Source organism: Paraburkholderia sacchari (assembly GCF_000785435.2).
Taxonomy (GTDB): domain Bacteria; phylum Pseudomonadota; class Gammaproteobacteria; order Burkholderiales; family Burkholderiaceae; genus Paraburkholderia; species Paraburkholderia sacchari.
Genome location: NZ_JTDB02000001.1, coordinates 577172 through 592882, shown reverse-complemented (window position 1 = coordinate 592882; position 15711 = coordinate 577172). Strand labels below are relative to the sequence as shown.

Annotated in this window: 13 protein-coding genes and 1 tRNA gene; 2 read left to right on the top strand and 12 right to left on the bottom strand. The window is 64.5% G+C overall.

Annotated features, from left to right (window positions below; translation table 11 throughout):
* Positions 1 to 188 precede the first annotated feature (188 nt).
* Together NH14_RS02650 and rpoD are read right to left on the bottom strand one after the other, a co-directional pair.
* Positions 189 to 276, bottom strand: a tRNA-Ile gene (locus NH14_RS02650).
* Positions 277 to 448: 172 nt separating this feature from the next.
* On the bottom strand, positions 449 to 2704 hold the full coding sequence (rpoD, locus tag NH14_RS02645) for an RNA polymerase sigma factor RpoD (protein WP_237179500.1): 2256 nt from the start codon (positions 2702 to 2704) through the stop codon (positions 449 to 451).
* A 46-nt stretch (positions 2705 to 2750) separates the two neighbouring features.
* Between rpoD and NH14_RS33310 the strand changes: the two genes are divergently transcribed.
* A complete protein-coding gene (locus tag NH14_RS33310) occupies positions 2751 to 2924 on the top strand; it encodes a hypothetical protein (protein ID WP_237179499.1) in 174 nt (57 codons plus the stop codon).
* Between the two features lie 52 nt (positions 2925 to 2976).
* Here the strand turns inward: NH14_RS33310 and dnaG are convergent, their stop codons facing one another.
* From dnaG to NH14_RS02620, 5 genes are all read right to left on the bottom strand, one after another.
* Positions 2977 to 4878, bottom strand: a complete 1902-nt coding sequence (dnaG, locus tag NH14_RS02640; protein WP_035531404.1) for a DNA primase — start codon at positions 4876 to 4878, stop codon at positions 2977 to 2979.
* 109 nt (positions 4879 to 4987) lie between these two features.
* The gene (locus NH14_RS02635; protein WP_035531401.1) at positions 4988 to 5434 is read right to left on the bottom strand and encodes a GatB/YqeY domain-containing protein; all 447 of its coding nucleotides are present in this window, start codon (positions 5432 to 5434) and stop codon (positions 4988 to 4990) included.
* Between the two features lie 286 nt (positions 5435 to 5720).
* A complete protein-coding gene (rpsU, locus tag NH14_RS02630) occupies positions 5721 to 5933 on the bottom strand; it encodes a 30S ribosomal protein S21 (RefSeq protein WP_035531398.1) in 213 nt (70 codons plus the stop codon).
* 229 nt (positions 5934 to 6162) lie between these two features.
* Complete coding sequence (locus NH14_RS02625; RefSeq protein WP_052148384.1) at positions 6163 to 7146, bottom strand: universal stress protein; 984 nt, start codon at positions 7144 to 7146, stop codon at positions 6163 to 6165.
* Positions 7147 to 7282: 136 nt separating this feature from the next.
* A complete protein-coding gene (locus NH14_RS02620; protein ID WP_035531396.1) occupies positions 7283 to 8509 on the bottom strand; it encodes a BaiN/RdsA family NAD(P)/FAD-dependent oxidoreductase in 1227 nt (408 codons plus the stop codon).
* Positions 8510 to 8733: 224 nt separating this feature from the next.
* Here NH14_RS02620 and tsaD point away from each other — a divergent pair, with 224 nt between their 5' ends.
* Positions 8734 to 9762 carry a tRNA (adenosine(37)-N6)-threonylcarbamoyltransferase complex transferase subunit TsaD gene (gene tsaD, locus NH14_RS02615; protein ID WP_035531394.1) on the top strand — a complete coding sequence of 343 codons (1029 nt, stop codon included), beginning with the start codon at positions 8734 to 8736 and terminating at the stop codon, positions 9760 to 9762.
* A 15-nt stretch (positions 9763 to 9777) separates the two neighbouring features.
* Here tsaD and NH14_RS02610 read toward each other — a convergent pair whose 3' ends face one another.
* The 5 genes from NH14_RS02610 to NH14_RS02590 all read right to left on the bottom strand — a co-directional run bounded on the left by NH14_RS02610 (position 9778) and on the right by NH14_RS02590 (position 15421).
* On the bottom strand, positions 9778 to 10893 hold the full coding sequence (locus NH14_RS02610; protein WP_035531393.1) for a porin: 1116 nt from the start codon (positions 10891 to 10893) through the stop codon (positions 9778 to 9780).
* A 314-nt stretch (positions 10894 to 11207) separates the two neighbouring features.
* Entirely contained in the window at positions 11208 to 12008 is an 801-nt protein-coding gene (gene folE2, locus NH14_RS02605; protein WP_035531391.1) for a GTP cyclohydrolase FolE2, read from the bottom strand.
* Between the two features lie 187 nt (positions 12009 to 12195).
* Positions 12196 to 14103: a 1-deoxy-D-xylulose-5-phosphate synthase gene (gene dxs, locus NH14_RS02600; protein ID WP_035531389.1), complete on the bottom strand. Its 1908-nt coding sequence runs from the start codon at positions 14101 to 14103 to the stop codon at positions 12196 to 12198.
* 86 nt (positions 14104 to 14189) lie between these two features.
* Entirely contained in the window at positions 14190 to 15071 is an 882-nt protein-coding gene (locus NH14_RS02595; protein ID WP_035531386.1) for a polyprenyl synthetase family protein, read from the bottom strand.
* Positions 15068 to 15421: an exodeoxyribonuclease VII small subunit gene (locus tag NH14_RS02590; protein ID WP_035531384.1), complete on the bottom strand. Its 354-nt coding sequence runs from the start codon at positions 15419 to 15421 to the stop codon at positions 15068 to 15070. Before NH14_RS02590 ends, NH14_RS02595 begins: the two co-directional genes overlap by 4 nt.
* Positions 15422 to 15711: the final 290 nt, after the last annotated feature.

The window sequence follows — 15711 nt, the reverse complement described above, 5'->3', positions numbered from 1 at the left end:
GCGGGGACACTGGGGTAACTGGCTTCATATCCTGCGACCTACCCCCAAAACTACCCCCACGAATAGGTGGCAGTCAACGGAATGAAGCGGCTACCCAAGGACGTCCGGGAACACCGGCGCCCCTATCCCATGTGGACTGGAGGGTGAGAAAAACGGAACGTCCAGGAACACCCTGGAACGCAATGGAATGGTGGGCCGGGTCGGGTTCGAACCGACGACGGGATTTCTCCGGCGGATTATGAGTCCGCTGCCTGCAACCAACACGGCGTCCGGCCCACGAAGCTACAGCGAGGGGAAGTCAACAAAAAAGCCCGGTCTACACAGAGGCCGGGCTTTTCGACGGCAGGCCGACATACTACACGAACCGCTCCGGCCTGACCATCCGGCGCATGCAAATCAGCCCAAAACAGGCAAATTACATGCGCCTCGGCAGCATCTCAAACAAACATCAGTTCCCTTCGAGGAACGACTTGAGCTTGTCCGAGCGGCTCGGGTGACGCAGCTTGCGCAGCGCCTTCGCTTCAATCTGGCGAATCCGCTCACGCGTGACGTCGAACTGCTTGCCGACCTCTTCGAGCGTGTGGTCCGTACTCATCTCGATGCCAAAGCGCATGCGCAGCACCTTCGCCTCGCGCGGCGTGAGCGAGTCGAGCACGTCCTTCACCACGTCGCGCATCGAGGCGTGCAACGCGGCGTCCGCGGGCGCAACCGTGTTGTTGTCCTCGATGAAGTCGCCCAGATGCGAATCGTCGTCGTCGCCGATCGGCGTTTCCATGGAGATCGGCTCCTTCGCGATCTTCATGATCTTGCGGATCTTGTCCTCCGGCATTTCCATCTTCTCGGCAAGCGTTGCCGGATCCGGCTCAAGGCCGGTTTCCTGCAGGATTTGCCGCGAAATGCGGTTCATCTTGTTGATCGTCTCGATCATGTGAACCGGAATGCGGATCGTGCGCGCCTGGTCCGCAATCGAGCGCGTGATGGCCTGGCGGATCCACCATGTGGCGTAGGTCGAGAACTTGTAGCCGCGCCGATATTCGAACTTGTCCACCGCCTTCATCAGGCCGATGTTGCCCTCCTGAATGAGGTCGAGGAACTGCAAGCCGCGATTCGTGTACTTCTTCGCAATCGAGATCACGAGACGCAGGTTCGCCTCGGTCATCTCGCGCTTGGCCTGGCGCGCCTTCAGCTCGCCCGCCGCCATCTGGCGATTGGTTTCCTTCAGGTCCTTCAGCGGCAGCACCACGCGCGCCTGGAGGTCCAGCAGGCGCTGTTGCTGCTCGCGAATCGCCGGAATGTTACGCGAGAGGATCGCGCTGTACGAGTGATTCTCGGCAACAATCCTGTCGGCCCATTCGAGGTCGGTTTCGTTGCCCGGGAAGCGCGCGATGAACTCCGAGCGCGGCATGCCGCACTTGTCCACGACCGTGTGCAGGATCTGGCGTTCGACCTGGCGCACTTCATCCACTTGCGCGCGCAACGTGTCGCACAGCCGCTCGACGGTGCGCGCGGTGAAGCGGATCGACATCAGCTCGTTCTGGATCGTTTCCTGCGCCTTGAGGTAGGACTTCGACTTGTAGCCCTCCTTCTCGAACGCCCTGCGCATCTTGTCGAACCACTCGCTGATGAGCGAGAACTTCTCGAGCGAAGCCCGCTTGAGCGCCTCGAGCTGCGCCGCGTTGGCCGTGGCCTGGGCCGTGCCGTCGTCCTCTTCTTCTTCCTCTTCTTCCTCGTCCTCTTCTTCCTCTTCCACCTCGTTCTCGATCTCTTCGGCTTCCTTCGCATTGAAGCCGTCGGTGTCCTCGGCGTTCGGATCGATCAGTCCGTCGACGAGTTCGTCCACGCGACTCTCGTCGTTCGCGACGCGTTCGGCCATGGAGAGGATGTCGGCGATCGTGGTCGGGCAAGCGGAAATTGCCATGACCATGTGCATGAGGCCGTCTTCGATACGCTTGGCGATTTCGATTTCGCCTTCGCGCGTAAGCAGCTCGACCGTGCCCATTTCGCGCATGTACATGCGCACCGGGTCGGTCGTGCGGCCGAATTCGGAGTCGACAGTGGAGAGCGCGACTTCGGCTTCTTCTTCTACTTCGTCGTCCGAAGAAGCGTTGGGCGCGTTGTCGTTCAGCAGCAGCGTTTCGGCATCGGGGGCCTGCTCGTAGACGGCCACGCCCATGTCGTTGAACGTGCTGATGATGCCTTCGATCGCCTCGGTCTCGGTGAAGTTGTCCGGAAGGTGATCGTTGATCTCGGCGTAGGTGAGGTAGCCGCGCTCCTTGCCAAGCTTGATGAGCGCGCGCAGCTTGTTGCGGCGCTCTTCGAGTTCCTCGACGGTGCCGGGCTGCGATGACGCGAATGCGTCTTTCAGCAGCGCCTTTTCCTTCGCTCGCCGGTCGCGCGCACGGGTGGTTTTCTCACCCTTGCCCGCGGTGGGCGTGCTTTCCTCGCTCTGGTTTGCGTCGTCATCGACGGACACTTCATTCAGCTTTTTCGTCATGGAGTTCGCCGTACCGGCTGTAGTCTCGACTCGCGGCTGTTGGACATCAGCCTCTTGAACCGTGGATACTGGAGCCTCGCGCTCTGCCGCATCGTCCGCAACGGCAGGCACTTGCCTTGCACTACTCGGACCACCGGACCGCTTCGTTGCCGGATGCGTAGAGGCTTTCGCCGCACGTGTGGGCGCCGCTCGCGCGGCCGAAGCAGCCATTGCTTTCTTCCGGACTGCGGGAACTTCATGACTGGCGCTCGCCGCCTTGCGGCGCGAACTGGCGGATGGTGCATCCTGGGCCTTCGTGACCTTGCTGGTCGATTCCGTCGAACCCTTGCCTGTCGCCTTTTTTCCGCCTGTAGTCTTTGCCATTGCCATTCCGCCCTTGCTGGAAACCGTCCGGAAAAAACAAAAACAAACAACAAAAACAAACCGCTGAAAACCTTTTATTGTAGCACGCAGGGTAATAATCGCCTGCGCGCGTTCCTCCCCTACAGCCCGAGCTGACGCTTCATGTCAGCCCGCGTCTGATTCAGTTTCACATATTCGGCTAGCTCCTCGGGCGTATGGCGCGACTGCCGCGAAAGCACGTCCAGCCGCTCGCTGCAGGCGTCGAAGCGCATTTTCAGGATTGCCGCCGCCATCTCCTCGCCCACGAGCCGCTCCTGCTCGCGGCGCTCCTCCAGCACGGCGCCATCTTCTGGATTTTTCATCAGCAAATCCCGGACGTTTTCATCATAGTCCAGAATTTCGCGAAAAATCTCCTCGAAGGTGGGGGCGTTCGCACCGTTTCGCAACAGGTCCGAAAGCAGCTGAAACTCGGCTGCGTCGCCCAGCGCACGCGCATGCGTGGTCACTTCCTCGAACAGTTCGCCGTGCCGCGTGAGCTCGATGAGCGCCTGTTCGGCCTCCTCGTCGAGCTGCGCCACGATGCGCGGATGCATCACCAGATTGCGCAGCGCCTTGCGTTCGATCCCGGTAACGAGGTGCCGGTCCTTGCGCGCGGGCGCCTGGCGCGCGGCCTGGGCAATGCGGGCGTCGACCTCACAGAGCGCCGCGACCTCCTCGAACGGCACGTCGAGGCGGTCGGCGAACATGTGCATGATCTGCGCGCGCAGCGCGTTCGCCGGCAGCGCCTGCAACAGCGGCTTCGCATCGAACAGCGCACGGGCGCGCCCTTCGGGCTGATCGAGTTCCTTGCCCACCAGCACTTCGTTCAGCATGAACTGCGAGAGCGGCATGGCACGGTCGACCTGCTCCTTGAACGCCTCGGCGCCGTACTCGCGCACGTAGCTGTCAGGGTCGTGCTCCGAGGGCAGGAACAGGAAGCGGATCGTGCGGTTATCCGCCGCATGGGGCAGGCACGCGTCTAGCGCACGCCGCGCCGCGCGGCGGCCCGCCGCGTCGCCGTCGAAGCTGAAGATCACCGTATCGGTCTGACGCATCAGCTTCTGCACGTGGATGGGCGTACACGCGGTGCCCAGCGTCGCCACCGCGTTCTGGAATCCGAGTTGCGCGAGCGCGACCACGTCCATATACCCTTCGACCACCAGCACGTAGTGCTGTTCGCGGATCGCCAGACGCGCCTCGAACAGCCCGTACAGTTCGCTACCCTTATTAAATAGCGGCGTTTCCGGGGAATTCAAATACTTGGGCTCGCCGCCGTCGAGCACGCGCCCGCCAAAGCCGATCACCTGCCCCTTCACGTTGCGAATGGGGAACATCACGCGGTCGCGGAAGCGGTCGTAGCGGCGCGCCTGGCCCTGCGCATCCTGCTTTTCACTGACGATAACAAGGCCGGCTTCGACCAGCGCGTCGTCCCGATAGTCGGTAAACGCGGATTCGAGGTTCTGCCATCCATCGGGCGCGTAACCGAGGCCGAAACGGGCCGCCACCTCGCCCGTGAGGCCGCGCTTTTTTAGGTACTGGATGGCATTCGGCGCGCTGCGCAGCTGCTTGCGGTAGTAGTCGCAAGCCGTCTGCATGAGGTCCGATAGCGCATTGGAGACGGCCTTCGAGACACCTGGCGCGTAGCTGCCGCTGCCCGCGCCACCGCCACTGCTGCCACCGCCGCCATAAGCGCCGCCACGCATCGGCGACGGTTCCTGGGGTACGCTGAGGCCGACCGACTGCGCGAGCTCGTTGACGGCCTCGGGGAACGTGAGGCCCGCGTGCTCCATCAGGAAGCCGATGGCGGTGCCATGCGCGCCGCACCCGAAGCAGTGATAGAACTGCTTCGTTGGACTAACGGTAAAGGAAGGGCTCTTTTCGTTGTGAAACGGGCAGAGGCCCATGAAATTCGCGCCGCCCTTCTTGAGCTGCACGTAGCGTCCCACCACGTCGACGATATCGACGCGGTTGAGCAGATCCTGCAGGAACGAATGCGGAATCATCAGGGCTCGGTCGCTCGGGTAACAGGGGCTGGGCGCGCGCATTCGCGCGGCCCGCGGCAAACCTCGCAACGACGGGCGGCAACAGCTGGCGCCGCGCGAGGCGCGGCCCTCACTTCGCGAGCGCGGCCTTGACGAGCGCTGACACCGCCGTCATGTCGGCGCGGCCCGCCAGCTTGGGCTTGAGCACGCCCATCACCTTGCCCATGTCCTGCGGACCGCTCGCGCCCACCTGTGCGACCGCCGCCTGCACTTCGGCGGCGATTTCCGCCTCCGACAACTGCTCGGGCATATAGGCGGAGAGGATTTGCAGCTCGGCGTTTTCCTTCTCGACGAGGTCCGCGCGGCCCGCCGCGTCGAACTGGCTGATCGAGTCCTTGCGCTGCTTGATCATCTTGTCGACGACCGCCGTGATGCCAGCGTCGTCGAGCGTTACGCGCTCGTCGACTTCACGTTGCTTGATGGCGGCGAGCAGCAGACGAATCGTGGCGAGGCGCTCGCTTTCGCGCGCGCGCATCGCGGCCTTCATGTCGTCGTTGATCCGGTCTTTGAGGCTCATTACTCACCTGAAATGCGTTGGGGTTGCACAATCCCCGGGAGAACCCCCGGGCAGGGCGGCCGCCGCGCCCATCTATACGCCAAACCCTCGCACCGAAACATCACAAGAATGCAAAAACCCGCCTGGAAACGTTCCCAGGCGGGTCGGTGCGGGTTCGATACGGCTGCGGCCACACCAAATAGACAGCGCAGGCCTTGTTGCCGGTCCGGCCCGGGTTGCCCCAGGACTGGCCGGCGGCAGTGCCGGCTGTTCGCGCGCCACGGGTTTGCTCCATGGCACGCCGGAATCAGTACATCTTCTTCGGCAGCATCTGGCTGCGAATACGCTTGAAGTGGCGCTTCACCGCCGCAGCCTTCTTGCGTTTGCGTTCAGCCGTAGGCTTTTCGTAAAACTCGCGCGCACGAAGCTCAGTCAGGAGACCATTCTTCTCGATCGTGCGCTTGAAGCGGCGCATGGCAACTTCAAAGGGTTCGTTTTCTTTTACGCGGATGGTCGTCATTTTCCAATAACGGATCGTGAGGTAAAGAAAGTCAAGTATAGCAGTTCCATGTCAGGGGATTGGAGGCTGTCCCGGAGGAAAACCCGAACCCTTGCGGCCTGTTCCCCCCGCATTCGCCGCTTCGTTTGCTGCCCAGTTTGTTACCCACCAAGCGGGCCTCTCGCGAAGCGAAATCCCAGTGTGCCCCACAAACCGGATTCGGGAGGCGAGCATGGCCAAACCCGGCGCATCAGCCTTCGCAAGGCCCGACCAGCAACAGCGGCAAATGCGTGACTTCGACGGCGCGCTGGGCCACGCTGCCGAGCAGCCAGCGCGCAACGCCACGGCGGCCGTGCGTGCCCAGCACGACTAGATCGGCGTTCCATTCCTTCGCGTCGCGCAGGACCGTGTGGGCGATGTCATCGCGCATGAGGCCGGTCGCCACGAGCGCCGTTTCGCAGGTGCAGCCAGCMGGTTCGAGTTGCGTCTGCGCCGCCGCGAGCGCCCGGCGCCCGAGCCCGGTGAGCGCCTCTTCCAGCCCCGGAGCGGCCACCGGGCCGCCAGTCACGCTGCCGCGGTCAACCACGTAGATCGCGCGCAAGGCAAGCCGCGGTTCGACGAGTCGCATGGCCGCCTGGATCGCCTGCGTGGAAGCCTCGCTTCCATCCGTCGCCAGCAGCATGCGTGCGAAGCGCGGCGCCGCGCATGCCTCGTACTCCGCAGGCACCACCAGCAACGGGCAAGGCGCCGATACGGCCAGCGCGGCCGACACCGAGCCGTCGACCCAGCGTTTCACGCGCCCTTGATGACGGGCCCCGACCACCAGCAGGTCGGCACGCCATTCGCTGGCCGCCGCGCTCAGCGCGTGCACGACCGCACCGGACTCGCCGGTCAGATTGAGCACATGCCCCGAAACCGAGGCAACTTGCCCGTCGAACGCCGCCACCGCCTGCTCGAGCGTGTTCTCGGCCTCCTGGCGCAACTCCTGGCGCGCGGCGGCAAGCGACTCCCTCAACCAGGCATCGCCCGCCGTGTAGGCGCCGCCGGCCTGCCAGGCGCGCGGTTGCCCGGCGGCGCAGACGATACGCACATCGGCGTTGCGCGGCGCCACACGCGAAGCGAACCGCACCGCCTGCTTCGACGCATTCGAATCGTCGACGGCAATCATGATCCGCCGCAGCGGCATACCGTGCTGCGTCGCCTCTTGTTTCACCTGCTCTGCTTGCTGGTTCACGTTTCACACCTCTCCACAATGGATCAATGTTCAAGCGTGAACCTCCTCAGCCCGACCAACAATGACGAGCATCAACTCGTTGAGACTCGATGCACGTGGCCGGCCCAAAGTCGCAATCGATCGATACGGCGGCGCTTCAAGGCCTGGCCGCCACCGCCGTGAACTCAACCGCGGCCTCGCCGGCGGCGACGCCCGAAGCCCATGCCCACTGGAAGTTGTAGCCGCCGAGCCAGCCCGTCACATCCACCGCCTCGCCCACGAAATACAGGCCCGGCACGCGCTGGCTCATCAGCGTCGCCGATGAAAGCTCGCGCGTGTCCACGCCGCCGCGCGTCACCTCGGCCTTCTTGTAGCCCTCGGTGCCGGTGGGCGTCAGCGACCATTGCGCGAGTCCCTCGCCGATGCGGCGCAGCGTCTTGTCGGGCAGATCGGCAAGCCGCGCGTCGAGCGGCACCTGATGCGCCTCGAGCCAGGCGTGCGCGAGACGCGTCGGCACCCACTCGGCCAGCAGGGTGCCGATCTGGCGCTTCGTCGCCCCCTTCGCCTCGATCAGCGCATCGCTTGCGGACCGCTCGGGCAGCAGATTCACGCGAATCGGCTGCCCCGGCTGCCAGTAGCTCGAAATCTGCAGCACGCCGGGGCCGGAAAGGCCCCGGTGCGTGAACAGCAGATCCTCGTCGAAGGCCCCGGCAGTCTTGCGCTCGCCGGTTGCCACGTGCACTTCGAGTGAGACGCCTGCTAGCGGCACGTAGGGCGCCCAGTCTTGCGGCGCGAACGTGAGCGGCACCAGCGCGGGACGCGTATCGACGAGCTTGTGGCCGAACTGCTTCGCGATGCGGTAAGCGAAATCGGTGGCGCCGATCTTCGGAATCGAGAGACCGCCCGTGGCGATCACCAGCGCCTTCGCGCGAATCTCGCCCTGCGGCGTGCCGAGCGTGAAGCCCGCGCCGGCGGCATGGCTCACCGCCTCGACGGGCAGCGGACGCCGCCACGCCACGCCGCCGGCATCGCATTCGGCGCGCAGCACGTCGATGATTGCATCGCTCGACTGGTCGCAAAAGAGCTGGCCCTTGTGCTTCTCGTGCCACGTCACGCGATGCTGGCGCAGCAGCGCGAGGAAGTCGCGCGGCGTATAGCGCGCAAGCGCCGAGCGGCAAAAATGCGGGTTGTTCGAGAGATAGTTGGCGGGGCCCGCGTGCAGATTCGTGAAGTTGCAGCGTCCGCCGCCCGAGATGCGGATTTTTTCCGCAAGGCGCGGGGCGTGATCGATCAGCGCCACGCGGCGCCCCTGTTGGCCGGCCACCGCCGCGCACATCATGCCGGCCGCGCCTGCGCCGATCACGGCGATGTCGAAAGATTCCATGGCGCGCATTCTACCCGCGCCGGACGCCGCGATGGCGCCGCGGCGGCGGCGAAGCGGCGGCGAAGCGGCGGCGAAGCGGCGGCAAGACGATGCGCTCGTGCGCCGGATGCCGTCAAACGGGTTGCGCCTGCACTGCTATACTTTCAAATTCGCCTATCATTTTGATCCAGCGACGGTTTTCGCCCGGACGGCCTTGTCCCGGCAGGGCCGCCGCCCGCCATACCATGCTTGTTCTCGGCATCGAAAGCTCCTGCGACGAAACCGGCCTCGCGCTCTACGACAGCGAGCGCGGCCTGCTCGCCCACGCGCTGCACTCGCAGATCGCCATGCACCGCGAGTATGGCGGCGTCGTGCCCGAGCTCGCGTCGCGCGACCATATCCGCCGCGCGCTGCCGCTGCTCGAGGAAGTGCTCGCGAAAAGCGGCGCGGCGCGCAGCGACATCGACGCCATCGCGTTCACCCAGGGGCCGGGGCTCGCCGGTGCGCTGCTGGTGGGCGCGAGCATCGCCAACGCACTCGCCATGGCCTGGAACCGACCGACCGTCGGCATCCATCATCTCGAAGGGCATCTGCTCTCGCCGCTCCTCGTCGACGCGCCGCCGCCCTTCCCCTTCGTCGCGCTGCTCGTCTCGGGCGGCCACACGCAGCTCATGCGCGTGACCGACGTGGGCGTCTACGAGACGCTCGGCGAAACCCTCGACGACGCCGCCGGCGAAGCCTTCGACAAGACCGCCAAGCTGCTCGGCCTCGGCTATCCGGGCGGACCGGAAGTCTCGCGTCTCGCCGAGTTCGGCACGCCGGGCGCCATCGAGCTGCCGCGTCCGATGCTGCATTCGGGCGACCTCGATTTCAGCTTCAGCGGCCTGAAGACCGCCGTGCTCACGCAGGTGAAGAAACTTGGCACGAACATCTGCGAGCAAGGCAAGGCCGACATCGCGCGCGGTTTCGTCGATGCCGCCGTCGAAGTGCTGGCCGCCAAATCGATCGCCGCGCTCAAGCGCACGAAAATGAAGCGTCTCGTGGTCGCGGGCGGCGTGGGCGCGAACAAGCAGTTGCGCGAAACGCTTTCGGCCGCGGCGCAGAAGCGCGGCTTCGAAGTCCACTACCCCGATCTTTCGCTGTGCACCGACAACGGCGCGATGATCGCGCTCGCGGGCGCGCTGCGCCTCGCGCGCTGGCCCGAGCAGGCCACCCAGGACTACGCGTTCACGGTGAAGCCGCGCTGGGATCTCGCGTCGCTCGCGCGGCAATAGCGGAACGCTTGCGCTTCAGAAACGCTGCGTAATGCCAACGGCTCCGAGCGTTTGCCCGGTGCCAGGGGCCGTGACGGGAACGCCGGACCAGCTCATCGTGGACGAACCGTTGTTCTTCATGTAGCCCGCGCGCGCATAAACGGCTGTCCGCTTCGAAAGACTGTGGTCGACTCCCAGTTGCACCGCCCACATGTTGTCGTGCACGCCACGCACGGCGCGTTGCAGGGCCACGATCTCGATCGTGTCCGCGACCGTGGCCTGAATCGTGGCGCCCGCTTGCATCACGTTATAGGAATGCACGGCCGAAAGCCTCGTCGCGAGCGGACTCGAATCGTCGTGCTTCGGACGGTGATATCCGTAGATGAACTGAAGATTGACGATCCCGATCTGATAAGCGAGCGCACCATTGAAGTGCTCGGTTCCAACCGTATTGAGCACGGACGGCAAGTTGGCCAGGGTCTTCGTGCCAGGATGCTGGTACTGGTACGCGAATCCCGCATAAAGACCGTAGCCCGACCAGGTTGCGGCAATATCGAGAATATTGCCGTTCGTTTGCGGCACGGGCTGCGTCACACTGGACTGAAACGCGTACATGGCCATCAGTTGCAGCCCTTTGAGCGTCGGCGACTTGTACACAACCGAATTGCTCGACCGCCCGCCGCTGGCCTGCATGCCGATCGTATTGCGGTCGACGACATTACCCGCTGCGGCTAGCGGCGAGAGCACTTCATTGGCGAAGAACGGGTCGCCTGGGTAGAGCACCCAGAAAGTCGGCTGATACTGGCGGCCCAGCGTGAACGTCCCATATTTCCCGTGCGAAAGCCCCACCCAAGCCTGGCGATAGAACATGGCGCTCGTATCGCCAAAGCCGGCGCCATTGTTGATGTTGAAACCGTTTTCCAGCGTGAATGCGGCCTTCAGGCCGCCGCCAAGATCCTCGGTGCCTTTCAGGCCAAAACGCGACGGCGCGCTCCCGCCACTGCGTTGCGACCACGATTGCTTGCCATCGTTATTGAGGAACTGGACAAACGCGTCGGCGATGCCGTACAGCGTAATGCTCGACTGAGCATTCGCACCGCCTGCAGCCAACATGAATGCCGTACTGCAAATGCCTTTTCTGCAAAAGCGCATTATGTCTCCTTCATCATCTTCTTACGTATGGGTCGGACTTCGCTCGCAAGGAACGCGCGCCGACTCGTTATGACATTGCGTCGCAGTCGAGTTATAACGGCGAAGGTAGACGGCAGTGTTGCCAAACCTCAAACAACAGCGATATCGCGGCCTGTCTGATGGGGGGAATGGAAGGGGGGGTGCAGACAACAACATCAGGATAACCAGGCAAAACGGGTATACCCCAATCCGTTTTCCCGGCACGCCATATTCAGAAGCGCAAATGAAAAGGGCCGCTTCTCGTGCGGCCCAATCTGTCTTGTCGAATCACCGCATCAACGCTTGTCGTGCTCGATCACGGCATACGCGCTGTGGTTGTGGATCGACTCGAAATTCTCGGCTTCGAGGGTATAGGCCATCACGCGCGCGTCCGCGTTCAGGCGCACCGCCACGTCGCGCACCAGATCCTCGACGAACTTTGGATTCTCGTATGCACGCTCCGTCACGAACTTCTCGTCCGGGCGCTTGAGCAGGCCCCAGAGTTCGCACGACGCCTCTTCTTCGGCAATGCGAATGAGGTCTTCCACCGGCAGGTCGCCAGCGAGTTCGGCGTCGATCGTCACATGCGAGCGCTGATTGTGCGCACCGTACTGCGAGATTTTCTTCGAGCACGGACACAGGCTCGTCACCGGCACGAGCACCTTGAGGAAGAGACGCGTCTCGCCGTTGCGCACCTCGCCCGCGAGCGTGACTTCGTAGTCAAGCAGACTTTCCACGCCCGACACCGGCGCGACCTTCTTCACGAAGTACGGGAACGAGACCTCGATGCGGCCGGCCTGCGATTCGAGCTTTTCGACCATCGCGGCCAGCATTGCGCGAAACGTCGCCGCTTCGAGCGGCGCCTTGTTTTCTTCGAGCAGCGCCACGAAACGCGACATGTGCGTGCCCTTCTGGTCCGCCGGCAGATGAACATCGAGATTCCACGTGCCGACGCTCGGCTGGACGTCGCCTGCGCCGGTCTTGACCGTCAACGGATGACGCACGCCCTTCACGCCCACGCGCTGGATCGGGATCTGACGGGTATCGACGGAGCTCTGGACGTCCGGCATCACGAAAGCCGGGTTCATCTGGTTCATGTTCTTGTCCTCAGGCCGCGCCGGCAAACTTGCGGCGCGCAAATGGCAAGCGCCGGCAACAGCCGGCGCTTGCTGGCGAAGCCGGGTATGCACCCGGCCGCCGGTTCAATTTTCAAGTGGATTGCCGCGGCTCGCTGGCCGGCCTGATGCATCCAAGGCCAGCCGCGCCGCGAGGCGTTAATCCGTGTCAGGCAACGCGCATCACCGACTTGCCAGATGCGCTCGCGGCCTTGTCGAGAAAACGCTCGCGAATCGACTTCGCGATCCCTGCCGCGTCGAGGCCGCAGCTCGCCAGCAGCTTGGCCGGGTCGCCATGGTCGATGAAACGGTCGGGGAGGCCCAATTGTAGTACGGGCTTGATAACCCCACTTTCAAGCAGGGCTTCCACGCAGGCCGAGCCCGCGCCACCCATGATGCAGCCTTCCTCGACGGTCACGAGGTAATCGTGCGTCTCGGCGAGCTGGCGCACGAGCTCCGCGTCAAGCGGCTTCACGAAGCGCATGTTCGCCACGGTGGCGTCCAGTTCCTGGGCAGCGGCCAGTGCCGGCGCAACCATCGTGCCGAATGCGAGGATCGCGATGCGCTTGCCTGCCGGCGCGGCGCTTTCGCGGCGAATCTCGCCCTTGCCCACCGGCAGCGCGGCCATCTGCTTGACGGTCGCCACGCCCGTGCCCGCGCCGCGCGGATAGCGCACCGCCGTCGGGCAGTCCTGCTGGAGCGCCGTATAGAGCATCTGGCGGCATTCGTTTTCGTCCGACGCGGCCATCACCATCATGTTCGGGATGCAGCGCATGAACGCGAGGTCATATGCGCCCGCGTGCGTCGCGCCGTCCGCGCCGACAAGGCCCGCGCGGTCGATCGCGAACACGACCGGCAGGTTCTGCAGCGCCACGTCGTGAATCAGCTGGTCGTAGGCGCGCTGCAGGAAGGTCGAGTAGATCGCGACCACGGGCTTCAGGCCCTCGGCCGCGAGGCCGCCCGCGAACGTCACCGCGTGCTGCTCGGCAATGCCCACGTCGTAATAGCGGTCCGGGAAGCGCTTCTCGAACTCGACCATGCCCGAGCCTTCACGCATGGCCGGCGTGATGCCCACCACGCGCGCGTCGAGTTCCGCCGCGTCGCAAAGCCATTCGCCGAACACCTGCGTATAGGTCTTCTTCGCGGGCGTCGCTGACGGCTTGATGCCCTCGGCGGGGTTGAACTTGCCGGGGCCGTGATACAGGACCGGGTCGGCTTCGGCGAGCTTGTAGCCCTGGCCTTTCTTCGTCACGACGTGCAGGAATTGCGGGCCGCGCAGTTCCTTGATGTTCTGCAGCGTGGGGATCAGCGAGTCGAGATCGTGGCCGTCGATCGGCCCGATGTAGTTGAAGCCGAATTCCTCGAACAGTGTGGCCGGCACGATCATGCCCTTCGCGTGCTCCTCGAGCTTGCGCGCGAGGTCGAGCACGGGCGGCGCATGGCGCAGCACGCGCTCCACGCCCGCGCGTGCGGCGGCGTAGAAGCGGCCCGACATCAGGCGCGCGAGATGGCGATTGAGCGCGCCCACCGGCGGCGAAATCGACATGTCGTTGTCGTTGAGAATGACGAGCAGCGGCACGTCGTCTTCGACGCCCGCGTTGTTCATCGCCTCGAAGGCCATGCCGGCCGTCATCGCACCGTCGCCGATCACGGCGATGCCCATGGCGTTCTCGCCCTTGAGCTTGCTTGCGATGGCCATGCCGAGCGCTGCCGAGATCGAGGTGCTCGAGTGGGCGGTACCGAACGTGTCGTATTCGGATTCGTCGCGCTTCGGAAAGCCCGAGATGCCGCCGAGCTGGCGCAGCGTGTGCATCTGGTCGCGGCGGCCCGTCAGGATCTTGTGCGGATAGGTCTGATGGCCCACGTCCCAGACGATGCGGTCGCGCGGCGTGTCGAACACGTAGTGCAGCGCGATCGTCAACTCGACCGTACCGAGGTTGGACGACAGGTGGCCGCCCGTCTGCGAGACGCTGTCGAGGACGAAGGCACGCAGTTCGTCGGCGAGCGGCTGCAACTGGCGGCGATCGAGGCGGCGCAAATCCGCCGGGTCGTCAATGGTTTTCAGCAAGTCGTACATCGTCGTTCCATTGTAGGAAATCGAGCGCTCCCGCACTTCTGTCCGCGCATGACTTCACGTTCATGCGCGCGGGCGGGTTGGCGCAATCAGCTCACCCGGTTCACGACCAGGTCAGCGAGTTCGGCGAGGCGCTGCGCGCGCGCGCCGAACGGTTCAAGCGCCGCGTGGGCATCGGCGCGCAGCTGCTGCGCGAGCGCCCGCGAGGCATCGAGGCCGATGATCGACACGTAGGTCGGCTTGCCGTCCTTCGCGTCCTTGCCGGCCGTCTTGCCCAGCGTGGCCGAGTCGGCAGTGACGTCGAGAATGTCGTCCACGACCTGGAACGCAAGACCCACCGCCGCTGCGTACTTGTCGAGCGCGGCGAGCGTATCCGCCGAGGGCGTTTCACCCGCCAGCGCGCCCATGCGCACCGCGGCGCGCAGCAGCGCGCCGGTCTTCAGGCGGTGCATCGTTTCGAGCTGCTCGCGCGTGAGCGCGTGCCCCACGCTCGCCAGATCGATCGCCTGGCCGCCGGCCATGCCGATCGACCCGCTCGCCAGCGCAAGTTCGCGCACGAGCGACGCCTGATGCTGTGCGTCGAACACGTCCGACGTCAGCGTTACGAAAGCTTGCGACTGCAGCGCGTCGCCGACCAGCAGCGCCGTCGGTTCGTCATACTTGACGTGTACGGTAGGCTTGCCGCGGCGCATGTCGTCGTCGTCCATGCAGGGCATGTCGTCGTGCACGAGCGAGTACACGTGGATCATCTCCAGCGCGCAGGCCGCCGCGTCGAGCGCCTCGGGCGCCGCGTTCGTCAGCTCGCCCGCGGCATGGCACAGCAGCGGGCGCACGCGCTTGCCGCCGCCGAGCACGGCGTAGCGCATGGCGTCATGCAGCGGAGCGGGCTGCACGTCGGCAGCCGGCAAATAGTGATCGAGCGCGCTTTCGACCCGGTCGAGCACCTGCCGGGTCCATTGGTCAAATGTCATAGATCGTCGTCTCCGCCAGCGGCGGAACTGCCTGTCGTATTGAGGGGCACGGGCCGCAGCGTTTCGCCGTCGAGCACGCGCACCTGTTGTTCAACCTTTTCGAGCTGCTGCTGGCAGAACTTGACCAGCACGGCGCCGCGACGGTAGTCGGCCAGCGATTCCTCGAGGCTCAAGCTGCCGCCTTCCATGCGCGCCACCAGTTCGTCGAGCTCGGCGAGGCCCGCCTCGTAGCTCTGCGGCAGATCGGCCTGGGCCATTTCGGCCTGGGCCGTCCCGTCCGCGCCTGGCTCCGTGCTTTTGGCCGCGCCCTTGTCCGTTGCGGCGCAGTCTTTCGATGCGGATTTCGCCATGGATGGTCGCCAAAATGAAACAAGGCGGACATTCTACGGCAAAAGCCCCCTCGCCGCCCCGCTCGCCGGTTCGTGTCCCCTCCTGGCCACATGGCAGGGGTTTGCCTGAATCAGTACCGGAAGGCCGAATCCCGCGCTTCATTGTCGCGGTTTATACCGCATTACGACCGCACTCTATACGCAATTCCTGCAAAAATCAGCAACTTAGCTAGCCCGCCGAAGGCAACCAGGCTATAATATCCGGCTCCCTAAATCGAATCTTCGATGGTTGGGTTGTTCACTGCTTTCAC